We start from the raw sequence: 15,472 nt of genomic DNA, 5'->3' as shown, positions 1-15,472 counted from the left end.
GGGGCGGGGTGCGCCGTTCCCGGCACCACAGGACGAATCGCACGAGGGCCGCGCCGGCCAGGGCGAGCAGCACGGCGGGGACGAGGCGGACCAGGTCGGCGGGCGGGGCGCCGAGGAACTGGACCGCGAAGAGCATCATGAACGCGAAGATGCCGAGGGCGTTGCCCCGGGGTCCGAAGCGGCGGGCCCACACGCCGAGGAAGACCACGCCGAGGAACACCGACGAGCGGACGAGCGGTTGGTCGTGCAGGAAACACCCGATCACGAGCACCGGCAGCCCCGCGAGCGGGAGCAGGGCGGTGGTGCCGACCTGCTGCCGCACGTCGGGGTCGGTGACCGTGAAGAGGGCCAGCATCGCCGCCAGGCCGCCCAGCAGGGCGGCTTCCAGGCCGAGGCCGGAGAGCAGGACGGTGGTCACCGCGAGACCGGTGCCGAGCACCGCCCGCAGCCCGGCGCGCAGGCGCGCCCGCCCGGGGTCGGGAGCCCACCACCGTCGCACCGTGGTCGGCACCGCCTCCCGCGGCCCTGTACCGTACGACCCCACCGAGCCCCCTCCGCGTCCATATGGTGATACACGCACAGGAAAGCATTCGATGGGCTCTACAGACAAATCGGCGGGGAGGGCGGTCCCGACGCGAGGCCGCCTTCGGCGCCCGGACGCCCCGGGTGGCGACCACCGTCCCGGTGACGCCACGGCTCGCACAGCTCGTGGACATCGGTTTCACGGTCACGCCGAAGGCGTGGATGAGGGATCGCGCGCACAGGTCGAGCCCGGCACCCCGTGGGGCGCCGGCTCGCGTTGTCCGGGTCTTGCGGGACACGGCCGCGGTGGTCGGCGATCCGCGGCTGCTCGATCCGCACGGCCCGGTCGGTAGCCTGACCGCGCAACCGACAGGCGTCGGGTATGTGCCCCAGTGGCAGGACGCCGCACGGACTCCGGACGCCCCCCGCGCCGGAAGCCGGTGTCCCGAACGGAGAGGTGAGGATGCGCCCCATCATTCCCGATTATCTGACCGAGGCACTGGGAGATGTGGAGCCGGACTCCTCCGGAGAACCGGCGGCCTACATCCCCGAGCTGGCGGCGGCTGACCCCGAGCGGCTGGCCGCCGCCTTCGCCACCGTCGACGGACGGGTCTACGGCGCCGGTGACGTCGATGTCCCGTTCACCATCCAGTCGATCTCCAAGCCGTTCGCATACGCGCTGGCCCTCGCCGACCGGGGGTTCGACCCGGTGCTCGCCAAGGTCGGCGTCGAGCCGTCGGGAGAGGCCTTCAACGAGATCTCCCTCGAAATCGGCACCGGACGCCCCCTCAATCCCATGATCAACGCCGGTGCCATCACCGTTCACTCACTGGTCGGCGCGGAGAATTCCAGCCCGGCGGAACGGGTGGAGCGCGTCATCCACGGCCTCTCGGCCTTCGCCGGTCGCCGACTGGCGGTGGACGAGGAGGTGTACGCGTCAGAGATGGAACACGCGCACCGCAACCTCGCGATCGCGCACATGCTGCGCAGCCACGACGTCCTCATCGAGGACGCGAGGGCCGTCGTCGACGGCTACACCCTGCAGTGCTCCGTGCTCGTCACCACGCGGGATCTGGCCATGATGGCGGCGACGCTGGCCAATCGCGGCGTGAACCCGCTCTCGGGTGAACAGGTGGTGCCGGAACCGGTGGTACGCCAGGTTCTCAGCGTCATGTTCAGCTGCGGGATGTACGACGCGGCCGGTGACTGGGCGACCCAGGTCGGCATCCCCGCGAAGAGCGGGGTGGCCGGGGGGTTGATCGGGGCACTTCCCGGACGTATCGGCATCGCCACGTTCTCACCGCGTCTGGACCGTCACGGCAACAGCGTGCGCGGGGTATCCCTGTTCGAGCGATTCTCCTCGGACATGGGCCTGCACGCGATGGAGGTGCCGTCCGCCGGACGGGCGTCCGTACGGTCGAACCACGTCGTCGGCAGCGGACCGGACGCGCTCCGCGTCCTGGAACTCCAGGGTGGTATCGACTTCGCGGGAGCCGAGCGCGTGGTCCGGGAGATCCTGGAGACCGCTCCCCCGGAGACCCGGGTGGCCATCGACCTCACACGCGTCCACGTGATCGACGACGTGGCACGGCGGATGGTGCTGGAAGTCGTGCGCCGGCTGACGCTGGACGGCCACGAGGTCCATCTCGTCGACCCGGAGACGATCCTGCCCGATCCCGACCCCGGCGACGGCGGCCGGGTCACCGTCGTCCGTGATGTGGATCAGGCGACGCTCCCCTCTGCGTGAGCACCGCCCGGGTGTGCGAGCGGTCCCGCGGGGGGAGCCGCCCGGGCCGGCGACATCGTCGCGCGAGTCGTGCCGGCAGCAGCGGGGCCACTCGGTCCGCAGCCCGTCGGGGACAGGCTTCACGGTCACGATGGCGAAGCCCGCCGGTTGAGCCCTCGGGGCCGGCTCGACTCCCCTCCTGCGGGCCCATGAGCGACGAGGAGCCTCCTCTCATCACGCATCCGTGGCCGGTGTCCAGGCAGTCGACAACGTTACGGCGCAGCCGATCGACCGCCGCGACGATCCCGGCGTGGGCGGCACGCCCATCGCGCGGCCACACACCGGGCCTCGGACGGGTCATCGGATCAGCGGCGCCGGACACCTCCCGGTCATGGGCCCGGGCGATAACGTGCCCGGCGATGGCCTCGGCTGCCGTCGGCACATCCTCCCGCTGCCGCACCGGCGAGGTTGTCGCCGCCTCGACCCGGGACGGCCGTTATACCCCGACCGGGCACTTGTCACAGCCCTCGTGCGGCCGTTCCACCTCGTCCTCGCCGGTACCGCGCCTCTCTCCCGGGCCGGCGCCCGAACGCCAGGAGCGTCGCCGCGACAACGCCCCGACGGTCCTGGCCCCGTCACCCCAGGAAGCTCAACCGCACCCGGCGGTCCGGGTTGTCGCGATTGGTGTCCACCAGGCAGATGCTCTGCCAGGTGCCCAACGCCATGCGGCCGTCCATCACCGGCAGGGTGGCGTGGGGCGGGACCAGTGCCGGCAGCACGTGGTCGCGACCGTGGCCGGGACTACCGTGTCGATGGCGCCAGCGATCGTCCGCCGGCAGCAGGTCCCGCAGCGCGGCGAGGAGGTCCTCGTCGCTGCCGGCCCCGGTCTCCAGGATCGCGATGCCGGCGGTGGCGTGTGGCACGAAGACGTTGAGCAGGCCGTCCGCGCCGGCCGCCTCCTGCGCCAGGAAGGCGACACACTCCCCGGTGAGGTCGTGAACGGCCTCCCGCCCACCGGTGGTCACCCGCAGTTCCCGGCTGCGCAGTCCGTCCGTCATCGCCCGCTCCTCTCCGCCCCGGCCCCCGGGGCCCGCGCCGGTCCGTGATCCCGATGATCCCCCGGGAGGGCGGTCATCGACGGCCGGCGCGCGGACCGAGGCTCGATTCGCGAACGATCAGTTCGGGTTCCAGCACGATGCGCCGGTGCCGGTGGCGGGCCGCGTCATCCCCCGTCTCCTGGAGCAGAAGTTCGGCGGCCTCGCGCCCCATCCGGCCGGCGGGCTGCCGGACCGAGGTCAGCGGTACCGCCGCCGCGGCGGCGAACTCGATGTCGTCGTAACCGACCATCGCCACGTCCTCGGGCACCCGTACCCCGGCCGCGAAGAAGGCCTGGAGGACGCCCAGGGCGAGCAGGTCGTTGGCGCAGAAGACCGCCCCGGGGCGGGGGTTGACGCCCAGCAGTCGGGCACCGGCGTCCCGTCCGGCGGCGACGTCGAGGCGCTCGGCCTCCAGGTGGCGCAGGTCCTCCGGGCCGCACCCCGCCTCCTCGAGCGCGAGCAGGGCGCCGGAGAGACGGTCACGGCACTGCTGCAGGGACATCGGCCCGCTGACATAGGTGATCCGCTCGTGCCCCTCGGCCAGCAGGTGGCGAACGGCCAGGGCGCCGCCGCGTACGTCGTCCACCGAGACCGAGCAACCCTCGGCGCTGGGCAGCACCCGGTCCACCAGGACGAAGGGGATGTTGTGTCGGCGGAAGGCGGTGAGGTTGCGGCCGGTCATGTCCGCGGGGGTGACCAGGACCCCGCGCACCCGCTGCTCGGCGAAGAGAGAGAGGTAATCGGTCTCCTCGGAGACGCTCTGGGCGCTGTTGCAGAGCATGACGCCCAGCCCGGAGGCGCGCGCGACCCGCTCGGCCCCCATCGCCACGTCGACGAAGAAGGGGTTGGCCATGTCGAGGACGAGCAGGGCGATGATACGACTGCGACCGGCCCGCAACTGCCGGGCCGACTCGCTGCGCACGTAGCCGAGTTCGTTGATGGCGGCACGAACCCGACGGCGGGTGTCCTCGGCGACCATGTGGGGGCGGTTGATGACGTTGGAGACCGTGCCCACCGACACGCCGGCCCGTCGGGCGACCTCCTTGATCCCGACCGTGTGCGTCATCGTCCCCGTTCCGTTCTCTCGTCGTGCCCCGCCGGTCACCCCCGGCTTCCGCCGCCGGGTCTCCGCCGCCGGGACATGGTAGGCGGCCGGGGGGCGTGAGGACACCGGGCGATCCCCGAGTCGCGCCCCGGAGCCGCGAATGATCACGAACGGACAGCCCTGCGCCGTTCGAACACGATCGGAAGGGTTGTTATCGGTTCGTTCCCGGGAGCCGTGGGCTCCCGGACCCGCGCCCGGAGGGTGGTCAATCCAGATGGAAGACCTCGGTGAGCGGCCGCATCGCCTCATCGGGGCCGACCCCGTCGAGCTCCTCGAAGAACTCCGCCATCTCGGCCTGCCAGCGGGCGTTGACCCCGGTGCGGGCCATCGCCTCCCGGGCGGCATCGAAGTCCTCGGTCTCCAGGTAGCCCACGAGCAGGCCGTCCTCACGCAGGAAGAGGGAGTAGTTGTGCCAGCCGGTCTCGCTCAGCGCGCGGCGCATCTCGGGCCACACGTCGGCGTGGCGCGCCCGGTACTCCTCCAGGCGGTCCGCCCGGACCTTGAGCAGAAAGCAGATCCGCCGCACGGCGCCGCTCCTTCATGAAAGGTTTCATCCATCGGGGACGCAAGCTAGCCGGGCCATCACAGCGCGTCAAGATCGGCTGTTCACGGCCATTCCGATGATTACCGACGCCCACTTCCCGGCCGATGCCCACCGGCGTCTTGACACGACTCCCGACCCCCTCTTAGCTTCGAGCTAGTGAAACGATTCATAGCGGTGTCCAGCACCCCGGGAGCCCTGATCGCATGACCGCCTCCTCCGCCGTCAAGGCGGCCCTCGCCACCCAGGCCATCGAGACCCCCTCATGGGCCTACGGAAACTCCGGCACCCGGTTCAAGGTGTTCGCCCGGGAGGGCGTCCCGCGCACCCCGCGGGAGAAGCTGGAGGACGCCGCGCGGGTGCACGAACTGACCGGCGCCGCCCCCTCCGTGGCCCTGCACATCCCCTGGGACCGGGTCGACGACTACGCGGCCCTGGCGACCTTCGCCAAGGACCTGGGGTTGCGGCTGGGAACGATCAACTCCAACGTCTTCCAGGACGACGACTACCGTCTGGGCAGCGTCTGCCACCCCGACCCCCGGGTGCGTCGCAAGGCCCTGGACCACCTGCTCGAGTGCGTGGACATCATGGACGCCACCGGCTCGCGGGACCTGAAGCTGTGGTTCGCCGACGGCACCAACTACCCCGGCCAGGACGACATCCGCGCGCGTCAGGACCGCCTCGCCGAGGCACTGACGGCCGTGTACGGGCGCCTGGGCGCGGAGCAGCGGATGCTCCTGGAGTACAAGTTCTTCGAGCCGGCCTTCTACACCACCGACGTGCCGGACTGGGGCACCGCGTACGCGCACTGCCTGCGATTGGGCGAGCGGGCGCAGGTCGTGGTGGACACCGGCCACCACGCGCCGGGCACCAACATCGAGTTCATCGTGGCGGTCCTGCTGCGCGAGGGGAAACTCGGCGGCTTCGACTTCAACTCCCGCTTCTACGCCGACGACGACCTGATGGTGGGGGCAGCCGACCCCTTCCAACTGTTCCGCATCATGCACGAGGTCATCGGGGGCGGGGGGTTCGTGCCCGACGTCGCCTTCATGCTGGATCAGTGCCACAACATCGAGCCCAAGATCCCCGCGATCATCCGCTCGGTGATGAACGTCCAGGAGGCCACCGCCAAGGCCCTGCTGGTGGACCGGGAGGCACTGTCCGCCGCTCAGTCGACCGGTGACGTCCTGGGTGCCAACGCGGTCCTGATGGACGCCTACAACACCGACGTGCGGCCTTTGCTGGCCGAGTTGCGCGAGGAACGGGGACTGGACCCCGACCCCATCGCCGCCTACCGGCGCTCCGGCTGGGCCGAGCGCATCGTCGCCGAGCGTCGGGGCGGCGAACAGGCCGGCTGGGGCGCCTGACCCCGCCGGGGTCCGGCCCCCGAGCACCCGCACCCGCAGTACAGGAAGCCAGGAAGCAGGGAGAAGATGACGGACGCCACGCCCCGGCCGGTAGCCGAGCTGTTGGAGCGCTCGCACCGGCTCGGAGCCGATCCGCGCAACACCAACTACGCGGGTGGCAACACCTCCGCCAAGGGCACCGCGACCGACCCGGTCACCGGCGCCGACATCGACCTGATGTGGGTCAAGGGCTCCGGGGGCGACCTGGGCACCCTCACCGAGGGGGGTCTGGCCGCACTGCGGCTGGACCGCCTGCGCGCCCTGACCGGGGTCTACCCGGGCGTGGACCACGAGGACGGGATGGTCGCCGCCTTCGACTACTGCCTGCACGGCAAGGGGGGCGCCGCGCCCTCCATCGACACCGCCATGCACGGTCTGGTGGAGGCGGCGCACGTGGACCACCTGCACCCCGACTCCGGCATCGCGCTGGCCTGTGCCGCCGACGGGGAGAAGTTGACCGCCGAGTGCTTCGGCGACCGGGTGGTGTGGGTGCCCTGGCGCCGCCCCGGCTTCCAACTCGGGCTGGACATCGCCGCCGTCAAGGAGTCCAACCCGCGGGCGATCGGCTGTGTCCTGGGCGGCCACGGCATCACCGCCTGGGGAGACACCTCCGAGGAGTGCGAGCGCAACTCCCTGGACATCATCCGCACCGCCGAGCGCTTCATCCGCGAGCGGGGTCGGCCCGAGCCCTTCGGGGCGGTGCGCCCGCAGTGGACACCGCTGCCGGAGGAGGAGCGGCGGGCCCGTGCCGCTGCCCTCGCCCCCGTGATCCGGGGCCTGGCCTCCACCGACCGCCCGCAGTTGGGGCACTTCACCGACGGCGAGGCGGTGCTGGACTTCCTCGCCCGCGCCGAACACCCCCGGCTGGCGGCCCTGGGCACCTCCTGCCCCGACCACTTCCTGCGCACCAAGGTCCGCCCGATGGTCCTCGACCTGCCGGCCGACGCCCCGATCGAGCGGGTGGTGGAGCGGCTGCGGGAACTGCACGCGGAGTACCGCGAGGAGTACCGCGCCTACTACGAGCGGCACGCCACCCCCGGCTCCCCCGCCATGCGGGGCGCCGACCCGGCCATCGTGCTGGTCCCCGGGGTCGGGATGTTCTCCTTCGGCAAGGACAAGCAGACCGCCAGGGTGGCCGGCGAGTTCTACGTCAACGCCATCAACGTCATGCGCGGCGCCGAGGCGATCTCCCGGTACGCCCCCATCGAGGAGTCCGAGAAGTTCCGGATCGAGTACTGGGAGCTGGAGGAGGCCAAGCTGCGGCGGATGCCGAAGCCCAAGCCGCTGGCGACCCGGGTGGCGCTGGTCACCGGCGCGGCCTCCGGCATCGGCCTGGCCACCGCCCGCCGGCTCGCCGCCGAGGGCGCCTGCGTGGTGGTCGCCGACCTGGACGCCGAACGCTCCGCGGAGGTGGCCCGGGAGTTGGGCGGCCCGGACCGCGCCGTCGCGGTGGCCACCGACGTCACCTCGGAGGAGGCGATCGCCGAGGCGTTCGCGGTCGGCGCGCTGGCCTTCGGCGGCATCGACCTGGTGGTGAACAACGCGGGCATCTCCGTCTCCAAGCCGTTGACCGAGACCACCGCGGCCGACTGGGACCTGCAGCACCGGATCATGGCGCGCGGCTCGTTCCTGGTCTCCCGCGAGGCGGCCCGGATGATGATCGCCCAGGCCATGGGCGGCGACATCGTCTACATCGTCTCCAAGAACGGTGTCTTCGCAGGCCCCAACAACATCGCCTACGGCGCCACCAAGGCCGACCAGGCCCACCAGGTGCGGCTGCTCGCCGCCGAACTCGGGGAGCACGGCATCCGGGTCAACGGCGTCAACCCCGACGGGGTGGTGCGCGGTTCCGGCATCTTCGCCGCCGGGTGGGGCGCGAAGCGGGCCGCGGTGTACGGCGTGGAGGAGGAGAAACTGGGCGAGTTCTACGCACAGCGGACCCTCCTCAAGCGCGAGGTGCTGCCCGAGCACGTGGCGGCGGCGGTGTACACGCTGACCGCCGGCGACCTGTCGCACACCACCGGCCTGCACATCCCGGTCGACGCGGGCGTCGCCGCGGCCTTCCTGCGATGAGCGGCGCGACCGTCGGCCCCCGCCCCGGGTCCCCCCGGGGCGGGGCCTTCGCCGCCGTGGACCTCGGGGCGTCCAGCGGTCGGGTGATGCTGGTGAGGGTGGGGCCCGACCGGCTGGACCTGCGGGAGGTGCACCGCTTCCCCAACCGCCCGGTGCGGATGGGCCCCACCCTCCACTGGGACATCCCCGCCCTGTACCGCGGGGTCCTGGACGGTCTGCGGGAGGCGGGCCGGATCACCGGTGGGTGGCTGGACGGCGTGGGGATCGACTCCTGGGCGGTGGACCACGGCCTGCTGGACGCGGACGGCGTCCTGCTGGGCAATCCCGTGCACTACCGGGACGGCCGGGTCGAGGGCACCGCCGAGAAGGTGGCGGCCGTGCTGCCGCCCGAGCGGCTGTACGCCTCCACCGGCCTGCAGCACCTGCCGTTCAACACGATCTACCAGCTGACGGCGGCGCGCGGAGGCGCCGCGTGGTCGGCCGCCCGGCAGGTGCTGCTGATCCCGGACCTGATCTCGTACTGGCTCACCGGTGAGGCCGGCACCGAACTGACCAACGCCTCCACCACCCAGTTGATCGACCCGCGCACCCGGAACTGGTCGCGGGAGGTGGCCGACGCACTCGACATCGACCTCGGTCTCTTCCCACCGCTGCGCCGGCCCGGCGACCCCGCGGGGGAACTGCTTCCGCACGTCCTGGCCGAAACCGGCCTGACCGGCCCGGTGTCGGTGATCGCGGTCGGCTCCCATGACACCGCCTCCGCGGTGGTCGGCGTACCGGCGACCGGGGACGGGACGGATCCGCGGTTCGGCTACATCGCCACCGGCACCTGGTCCCTGGCCGGGCTGGAGCTGCCCGGGCCCGTGCTGACCGAGGAGAGCCGACTGGCGAACTTCACCAACGAACTGGGCGTCGACGGCACCGTCCGGTACCTGCGCAACATCATGGGGCTGTGGCTGCTCCAGGAGTGTCTGCGGACCTGGGAGGCCGAGGACGGTGGCGCGCCCGACCTGGCCGGTCTGCTGGCGGCCGCCGACCGCGCCGAACCGCTGCGCTCGGTGGTGGACGCCGGGGACGAGACCTTCATCACCCCCGGCGACATGCCCGCCCGCATCACGGAGGCTTGTCGGCGCACCGGATGGCCGGTGCCCCGGGGCCGGGCGGAGACGGTCCGCTGCGTCCTGGACTCGCTCGCTCTGGCCCACCGCCGTGCCCTGGCGGACGCGAGCCGCCTCTCCGGGCGCGGGATCGACGTCGTGCACGTGGTCGGCGGCGGTGCCCGGAACGAACCGCTGTGCCGGTTGACCGCCGAGGCCTGCGGCCTGCCGGTGGTCGCGGGTCCCGCCGAGGCCGCCGCTCTGGGCAACGCCCTGGTGCAGGCCCGGGCGGCCGGTGCGGTGACCGGTGGACTCTTTGAGCTGCGGTCCCTGCTGCGGGCCGGGCTGCCGCTGCGGCACCATGAGCCGGTGGGCGGAACGGGTCCCTGGCGGCGGGCGGAGGAGCGACTGCATGGCTGAGCGGATGCGGGTGGGACTCTTCATCACCTGCGTGAACGACACCCTCTACCCCGACACGGGCCGGGCGGTGGTGACGCTGCTGGAGCGGCTGGGCGTGGAGGTGGATTTTCCCGAGGCGCAGAGCTGCTGCGGCCAGCCCCAGTTCAACACCGGTTACCGGAGCGAGACCGAACCGCTGGTGCGGCGGTACGCGGAGGTCTTCGCGGGGTGCGACCACATCGTTACGCCCTCGGGATCGTGCGCGGCCATGGTCCGCGACCACCACCCGGGGTTCGCGGTACCGGGCGCGGCGGAAACCGCGCGCCGAACCCTGGAGCTGACCGAGTTCCTGGTGGACGTCCTGGGGGTGACGGACGTGGGAGCGTACTACCCGCACACCGTGACCTACCACCCCACCTGCCACGGGCTGCGGGCCCTGGGGTTGGGGGACCGACCGCGCCGGCTGTTGGAGCGGGTGCGCGGTCTGGAACTGGTGGAGCTGCCCGGCGCCGAGGAGTGCTGCGGCTTCGGCGGCACCTTCGCGGTGAAGAACGCGGCGGTCTCCACGGCGATGGGCCGGGACAAGGCCCGGGCGGTGGTCTCCACCGGCGCCTCGGCGGTGTGCACGGTGGACAATTCCTGCCTGATGCACATCGGCGGTGTGCTGCGGCGGGCCGGTTCCCCGGTCCGCCCGGTGCACCTGGCGGAGATCCTCGCCTCCACCGAGGAGAGCCCGGGTGCCGCGGCGCACGGCGCGGTGACGGGCACGGGAGGGGCGAAGCGGTGAGCGGCACCTTCCTCGGCATGCCCGGCCGCCCGGGCGGTGGCAGCCGCCCCACGGCCCCGCGCGACTTCCCCACCGCCGCGGAGGCGGCCGGGCGGGACGCCACCCTGCGCGGCAACCTGCGGCACGCCACCCACACCATCCGCGACAAGCGGGCCCGGGCGGTCGCCGAACTCTCCGACTGGCCGGAGTTGCGGGCGGCCGGCGCCGCGATCAAGGACGACGTACTGCTGCGGCTGGACAGCCACCTGGAACGGCTGGAGGCGGCGGTGACCGCGGCGGGCGGCACCGTGCACTGGGCCTCCGACGCGGCCGAGGCCAACCGGATCGTCACCGAGTTGGTGCACGCCACCGGCGAGACCGAGGTGATCAAGGTCAAGTCGATGGCCACCCAGGAGATCGGGCTCAACGAGGCCCTGGCCGAGGCCGGCATCACCGCCTACGAGACGGACCTGGCCGAGCTGATCGTGCAGCTCGGCGACGATCTGCCCTCGCACATCCTGGTCCCGGCGATCCACCGCAACCGGAGCGAGATCCGGGACATCTTCCGGGAGCGGATGGGCGAGTGGGGTCGGGCGGCGCCCGAGGGCCTCACCGACCGACCGGCCGAACTCGCGGAGGCCGCCCGGTTGCACCTGCGGGAGAAGTTCCTGCGGGCGAGGGTGGGGATCTCGGGGGCCAACTTCATGGTGGCCGAGACCGGCACCCTGGTGGTCGTGGAGTCCGAGGGCAACGGCCGCATGTGCCTCACACTGCCGGAGACGCTGATCTCGGTGGTGGGCATCGAGAAGGTGGTGCCGACCTGGCGGGATCTGGAGGTCTTCCTGCAGTTGTTGCCGCGCTCCTCCACCGCCGAGCGGATGAACCCGTACACCACCATGTGGACCGGCACCACCGATGGCGACGGCCCCCGGGAGTTCCACCTGGTGCTGCTGGACAACGGCCGCACCGACGTGCTGGCCGACACCGTGGGTCGCCAGGCACTGCGCTGCATCCGCTGCTCGGCGTGTCTGAACGTCTGCCCGGTCTACGAGCGGGCGGGCGGCCACGCCTACGGGTCGGCCTATCCGGGACCGATCGGGGCGATCCTCACGCCGCAGCTGCGCGGCGTGGGCAGCGAGCTGGACGCCTCGTTGCCGTACGCCTCCTCGCTGTGCGGGGCCTGTTACGAGGTCTGTCCGGTTGCCATCGACATTCCCCGGGTCCTGGTGCACCTGCGCGAACGGGTGGTCGAGGGCGGCGAGGTGACGGTGCGGGGCAGCCGGGTGCGGCTGAAGCCGGCGCGCGGCCACGCCGCCGAACGGGCCGTGATGCGGGCCGCCCGCTGGGCGCTGGAGCGCCCCGGCGTGGTGCGCGCCGGGCAGCGGGTGGCCGGACGCACCCGCCGGCTGCACCCGCGCCGGTTGCCCGGGCCGGGCGCCGCGTGGACGGCGAGCCGGGACCTGCCCACGGTGCCCGCCGAGTCCTTCCGCCAATGGTGGCACCGCACCCGGGGGCCGGGCGGTGGGAGCGGTGCCGGGGACGGGGACACATCACGGAAGGAGCGGTCGTGACCGATCACGCGCGCGGAGGGGGCGGCGGACACGACAGCCGCGAGGTGATCCTCGGCCGGATCCGGCGCGCCCTGGGGCCCTCCGGCCCCGGTCCGGGCGGTTCGGGGGCCCCGGTGGCACCGCCGATTCCCCGGGATTACGCCGTCTCCCACCTCCCGGACACCTCCGAAGGGACCACCGACCCGGTGGAACTGCTGGCCGAGAACCTGGCCGACTACCGGGCCCTGGTGCACCGGGTGGACCCCGCCGGCCTGCCGGCGCTGATCGCCCGACTGCTGGCGGCGCGCGGGGCGCGGAGCGTAGTCACCCCGCCGGGCCTTCCCGACGGCTGGTTGCCGGAGGACATCACCCGGGTCCCGGACGACCCCGCCGCCACCGCCGCCGAACTGGACGCCGTGGACGCGGTGGTCACCGGCTGCGCGCTGGCGATCGCGGAGACCGGCACCATCGTGCTGGACGGCTCCCCCGACCAGGGGCGGCGACGCATCACGCTGATCCCGGATCACCACCTGTGCGTGGTGCGGGTGCCCGAACAGGTGGTGGCGTCGGTGCCGGAGGCGATGCCGCGGCTGGTGCCGCACCGCCCGCAGACCTGGATCTCGGGCCCCTCCGCCACCAGCGACATCGAGTTGGACCGGGTGGAGGGGGTGCACGGCCCCCGGGTGCTGGAGGTGCTGCTGGTCGGGCCGACCGGGACCGGGGCGGCGGGGTACTGACCCCGTGCCGTCCGGGCCCGGTCGGGGCCGGACGGGTCACTCCAGCAGTTCGGACCCCATGATGCGATCGATCTCCGCGAGTTCGCCGAAGGTGAGCGGCCCGGACTCGATCGCCGCGAGGTTCTGGTCGAGCTGGGTCACGCTCCCGGCCCCGATCAGTACCGAGACCACCCGCGGGTCGCGCAACACCCACGCCAGGGCGAGCTGTGCGAGGGTCTGCCCCCGCCCCCGGGCGAAGGCGTCGAGCGCGCGCAGCATCTCCAGCCGACCGGCGGTCAACGCCTCGGGGCGCAGGAAACGGGCCCGGGCCATACGGGAGTCGGCGGGGACCTCGCCGGACAGGTAGCGATCGGTCAGCAGCCCCTGGGCCAGCGGGGAGTAGGCGATCAGGGCCGTGCCGGTGTCGCCGACGGCGTCCAGGACCTCGTCCTCCAACCGGCGATCGATCATGTTGTAGGGCGATTGGTGAACCAGCAGGGGGGTGCCCATCGCCCGCAGGATCTTCACCGCGCGCCGGTGCTGGTCGGCGGGGTAGTTGGAGATGCCGACGTACAGCGCCTTGCCCCGGCGTACCGCGGTGTCCAGCGCCCCGAGGGTCTCCTCCAACGGCGTGTCGGGGTCGAAGCGGTGGGAGTAGAAGACGTCCACGTACTCCAGGCCCATTCGCTCCAGCGACCGGTCCAGGCTGGCCAGGAGGTACTTGCGCGAACCCCATTCCCCGTAGGGGCCGGGCCACATGTCGTAACCCGCCTTGGTGGCGATGAACAGTTCGTCCCGGTACGGACGCAGATCCCGGGCGAGGAGCGTGCCGAAGTTGGCTTCGGCGGAACCGTACGGGGGGCCGTAGTTGTTGGCGAGATCGATGTGGGTGACGCCGCGGTCGAAGGCACGCCGCAGCACGGCGCGCTGGGTCTCCAGGGGGGTGGCGTCCCCGAAGTTGTGCCACAGCCCCAGGGAGACGGCGGGCAGCAGGACACCGCTGCGACCGCACCGGCGGTACTGCATGGTGGAGTAGCGGTCCTCGGCGGCGGTGTATCGGCTCACCCGTGGTCTCCTCGACGTGCGTGCGAAGGGGCGGGGACGGCGGGGGACCCGCCCCGGGGCATCGTCTCACGTCGGGTTTCGCGGTTCCCCCGCCCCGCCGCCCCCGGGGGCGGGTGACGCGGCCGTCGCCGGTGCTCAGGGCCCGTCGGCGCCACCGGCCCAGCGGATCCCACCGAGCACATGGGCCCGGAAGAGCGGATCGTCCCAGCACTCCACCGTGTGCCCGAGGGCGGTCTGGAAGGAACGCCCCCCGGTGTCCTCGTGGCACCACACCAGGGGGCGGTCGGCGCCCGGGGTGCCGCCGCGGAAGGTGCTCCCGTCGGCGGAGGCGAGCATCCGAACCCGGCCGCGCGGATTGCGGTCGAAGGCGTACCACTCGTCGGTGAACTCCCAGCGGGGCGGCAGGTGCGCGGTGGCCGGGTGCTCCCGGTCCTCCACGACCACCACACCCGGCTGGAGGTCGGGGTGCTCGGTGAAGCGGGCGCCGATCAGCCTGCCGTACCAGGGCCAGCCGTACTCGGTGCAGCTCGCGGCGTGGATCCCCACGAAGCCGCCACCGGCGCCCTGATGGGCGCGCAGGGCCGTACGGGCGGCATCGGTGAGAACGTCACCGCTGGTGGAGAGGAAGACGACCACGGCGTGGTGCGGCAGCTCCGCCGTCAACTCGTCCGGGTCCTCGGTGGCGGTGACCCGGAAGCCGTGCCCGGCACCCAGTTCTCGCAGCGCCGCCACACCGTGCGGGATCGACTCGTGTCGGTAGTCGGCGGTGCGGGAGTAGACCAGCACCGGTCCGGGACCGCGGGATTCGGGGGCCATGCCGTCATGGTAGGGCTCCCGCGGGAGGCGGTCCGGGGAGGGCCCGGAACCGGCCCGGCATGATCCACCCGGCACGGGGTACGGGGCCCGCGACCGCGTCGGCGGTCGGCAACGACGTGACGGAGGCGGGATGAGCGCGGAGCAACGGGGCGATGCCCCGGCCACCTTCCGGGACCTCACCCTGGAGGCACTGGATCACCAGCGGCTCGCCGACTGGTGGTGCGAGGCGCTGGGGTACCGGCGCCGGGGAACGTGGGCCGGTGAGACGAAGCCGCGCCCGGCGGAGTGGCCGGTGGCCATCCACGACCCGGCGGGCGAGGGGCCCACCATCTGGATCACGCCGGTCGAGGAACGCGGGACGAGCCGGAACCCCGTCCGGCTGGACGTGTGGGGCGACTCCGAACGACTGCTGGCGATGGGCGCGACCATGGTCTCCGCGCGTTCGGGGGCCCGGGACTGGGATGTCCTGGCCGACCCGGAGGGCAACGAGTTCCTGGTCTTCCCGCCTCCGGAGGAGGGGCTCCCCGTTCATCCGGGGGTGCGCTGAGGCCGCCGTCCGCGCTCCCGGGCCCGTCTCTCCCGACCCTCCCGAC

13 protein-coding genes and 1 pseudogene are annotated in these 15,472 nt (G+C 72.7%); 8 read left to right on the top strand and 6 right to left on the bottom strand.

Annotated elements, in window-relative coordinates:
- Positions 1-511: pseudogene (locus FNQ90_RS02150) on the bottom strand (FUSC family protein); the annotation flags it as partial.
- 474 nt (positions 512-985) lie between these two features.
- Here FNQ90_RS02150 and FNQ90_RS02145 point away from each other — a divergent pair.
- Positions 986-2,269 (top strand): glutaminase, encoded by a 1,284-nt coding sequence (locus tag FNQ90_RS02145; protein WP_182604679.1) that lies wholly within the window; start codon positions 986-988, stop codon positions 2,267-2,269.
- A gap of 614 nt (positions 2,270-2,883) precedes the next feature.
- Here FNQ90_RS02145 and FNQ90_RS02140 read toward each other — a convergent pair.
- The 3 genes from FNQ90_RS02140 to FNQ90_RS02130 form a co-directional block, all read right to left on the bottom strand.
- Positions 2,884-3,306: a secondary thiamine-phosphate synthase enzyme YjbQ gene (locus tag FNQ90_RS02140; RefSeq protein WP_182604678.1), complete on the bottom strand. Its 423-nt coding sequence runs from the start codon at positions 3,304-3,306 to the stop codon at positions 2,884-2,886.
- Between the two features lie 73 nt (positions 3,307-3,379).
- A complete protein-coding gene (locus FNQ90_RS02135; RefSeq protein WP_182604677.1) occupies positions 3,380-4,411 on the bottom strand; it encodes a LacI family DNA-binding transcriptional regulator in 1,032 nt (343 codons plus the stop codon).
- A 244-nt stretch (positions 4,412-4,655) separates the two neighbouring features.
- A complete protein-coding gene (locus FNQ90_RS02130; protein ID WP_182604676.1) occupies positions 4,656-4,976 on the bottom strand; it encodes an L-rhamnose mutarotase in 321 nt (106 codons plus the stop codon).
- 221 nt (positions 4,977-5,197) lie between these two features.
- On the opposite strand from FNQ90_RS02130, the gene rhaI reads away from it, so the two are divergent.
- The 6 genes from rhaI to FNQ90_RS02100 all read left to right on the top strand — a co-directional run bounded on the left by rhaI (position 5,198) and on the right by FNQ90_RS02100 (position 13,019).
- Entirely contained in the window at positions 5,198-6,358 is a 1,161-nt protein-coding gene (rhaI, locus tag FNQ90_RS02125; RefSeq protein ID WP_182604675.1) for an L-rhamnose isomerase, read from the top strand.
- A 66-nt stretch (positions 6,359-6,424) separates the two neighbouring features.
- Positions 6,425-8,470 carry a bifunctional aldolase/short-chain dehydrogenase gene (locus FNQ90_RS02120; RefSeq protein ID WP_182604674.1) on the top strand — a complete coding sequence of 682 codons (2,046 nt, stop codon included), beginning with the start codon at positions 6,425-6,427 and terminating at the stop codon, positions 8,468-8,470.
- The gene (locus FNQ90_RS02115) at positions 8,467-9,987 is read left to right on the top strand and encodes a rhamnulokinase (RefSeq protein WP_182604673.1); all 1,521 of its coding nucleotides are present in this window, start codon (positions 8,467-8,469) and stop codon (positions 9,985-9,987) included. The genes FNQ90_RS02120 and FNQ90_RS02115 overlap by 4 nt, the downstream gene beginning before the upstream one ends.
- A gap of 4 nt (positions 9,988-9,991) precedes the next feature.
- A complete protein-coding gene (locus FNQ90_RS02110; protein ID WP_182604682.1) occupies positions 9,992-10,753 on the top strand; it encodes a (Fe-S)-binding protein in 762 nt (253 codons plus the stop codon).
- Positions 10,750-12,303 (top strand): lactate utilization protein B, encoded by a 1,554-nt coding sequence (locus FNQ90_RS02105; protein WP_407699296.1) that lies wholly within the window; start codon positions 10,750-10,752, stop codon positions 12,301-12,303. The genes FNQ90_RS02110 and FNQ90_RS02105 overlap by 4 nt, the downstream gene beginning before the upstream one ends.
- Positions 12,300-13,019: a LutC/YkgG family protein gene (locus FNQ90_RS02100; protein ID WP_323379736.1), complete on the top strand. Its 720-nt coding sequence runs from the start codon at positions 12,300-12,302 to the stop codon at positions 13,017-13,019. The genes FNQ90_RS02105 and FNQ90_RS02100 overlap by 4 nt, the downstream gene beginning before the upstream one ends.
- A 36-nt stretch (positions 13,020-13,055) precedes the next feature.
- Here the strand turns inward: FNQ90_RS02100 and FNQ90_RS02095 are convergent, their stop codons facing one another.
- Both FNQ90_RS02095 and FNQ90_RS02090 read right to left on the bottom strand, forming a co-directional pair.
- A complete protein-coding gene (locus FNQ90_RS02095; protein ID WP_182604680.1) occupies positions 13,056-14,024 on the bottom strand; it encodes an aldo/keto reductase in 969 nt (322 codons plus the stop codon).
- Between the two features lie 174 nt (positions 14,025-14,198).
- Entirely contained in the window at positions 14,199-14,879 is a 681-nt protein-coding gene (locus tag FNQ90_RS02090) for a ThuA domain-containing protein (RefSeq protein ID WP_182604671.1), read from the bottom strand.
- Positions 14,880-15,009: 130 nt separating this feature from the next.
- Between FNQ90_RS02090 and FNQ90_RS02085 the strand changes: the two genes are divergently transcribed.
- Entirely contained in the window at positions 15,010-15,426 is a 417-nt protein-coding gene (locus tag FNQ90_RS02085; RefSeq protein ID WP_182604670.1) for a VOC family protein, read from the top strand.
- Positions 15,427-15,472: the final 46 nt, after the last annotated feature.

Source organism: Streptomyces alkaliphilus (assembly GCF_014141535.1).
In the GTDB taxonomy this organism is placed as follows: Bacteria; Actinomycetota; Actinomycetes; order Streptomycetales; family Streptomycetaceae; genus Streptomyces; species Streptomyces alkaliphilus.
The sequence above is the reverse complement of the archived record's forward strand: the minus strand, read 5'-3'. Positions and strand labels throughout refer to the sequence as shown.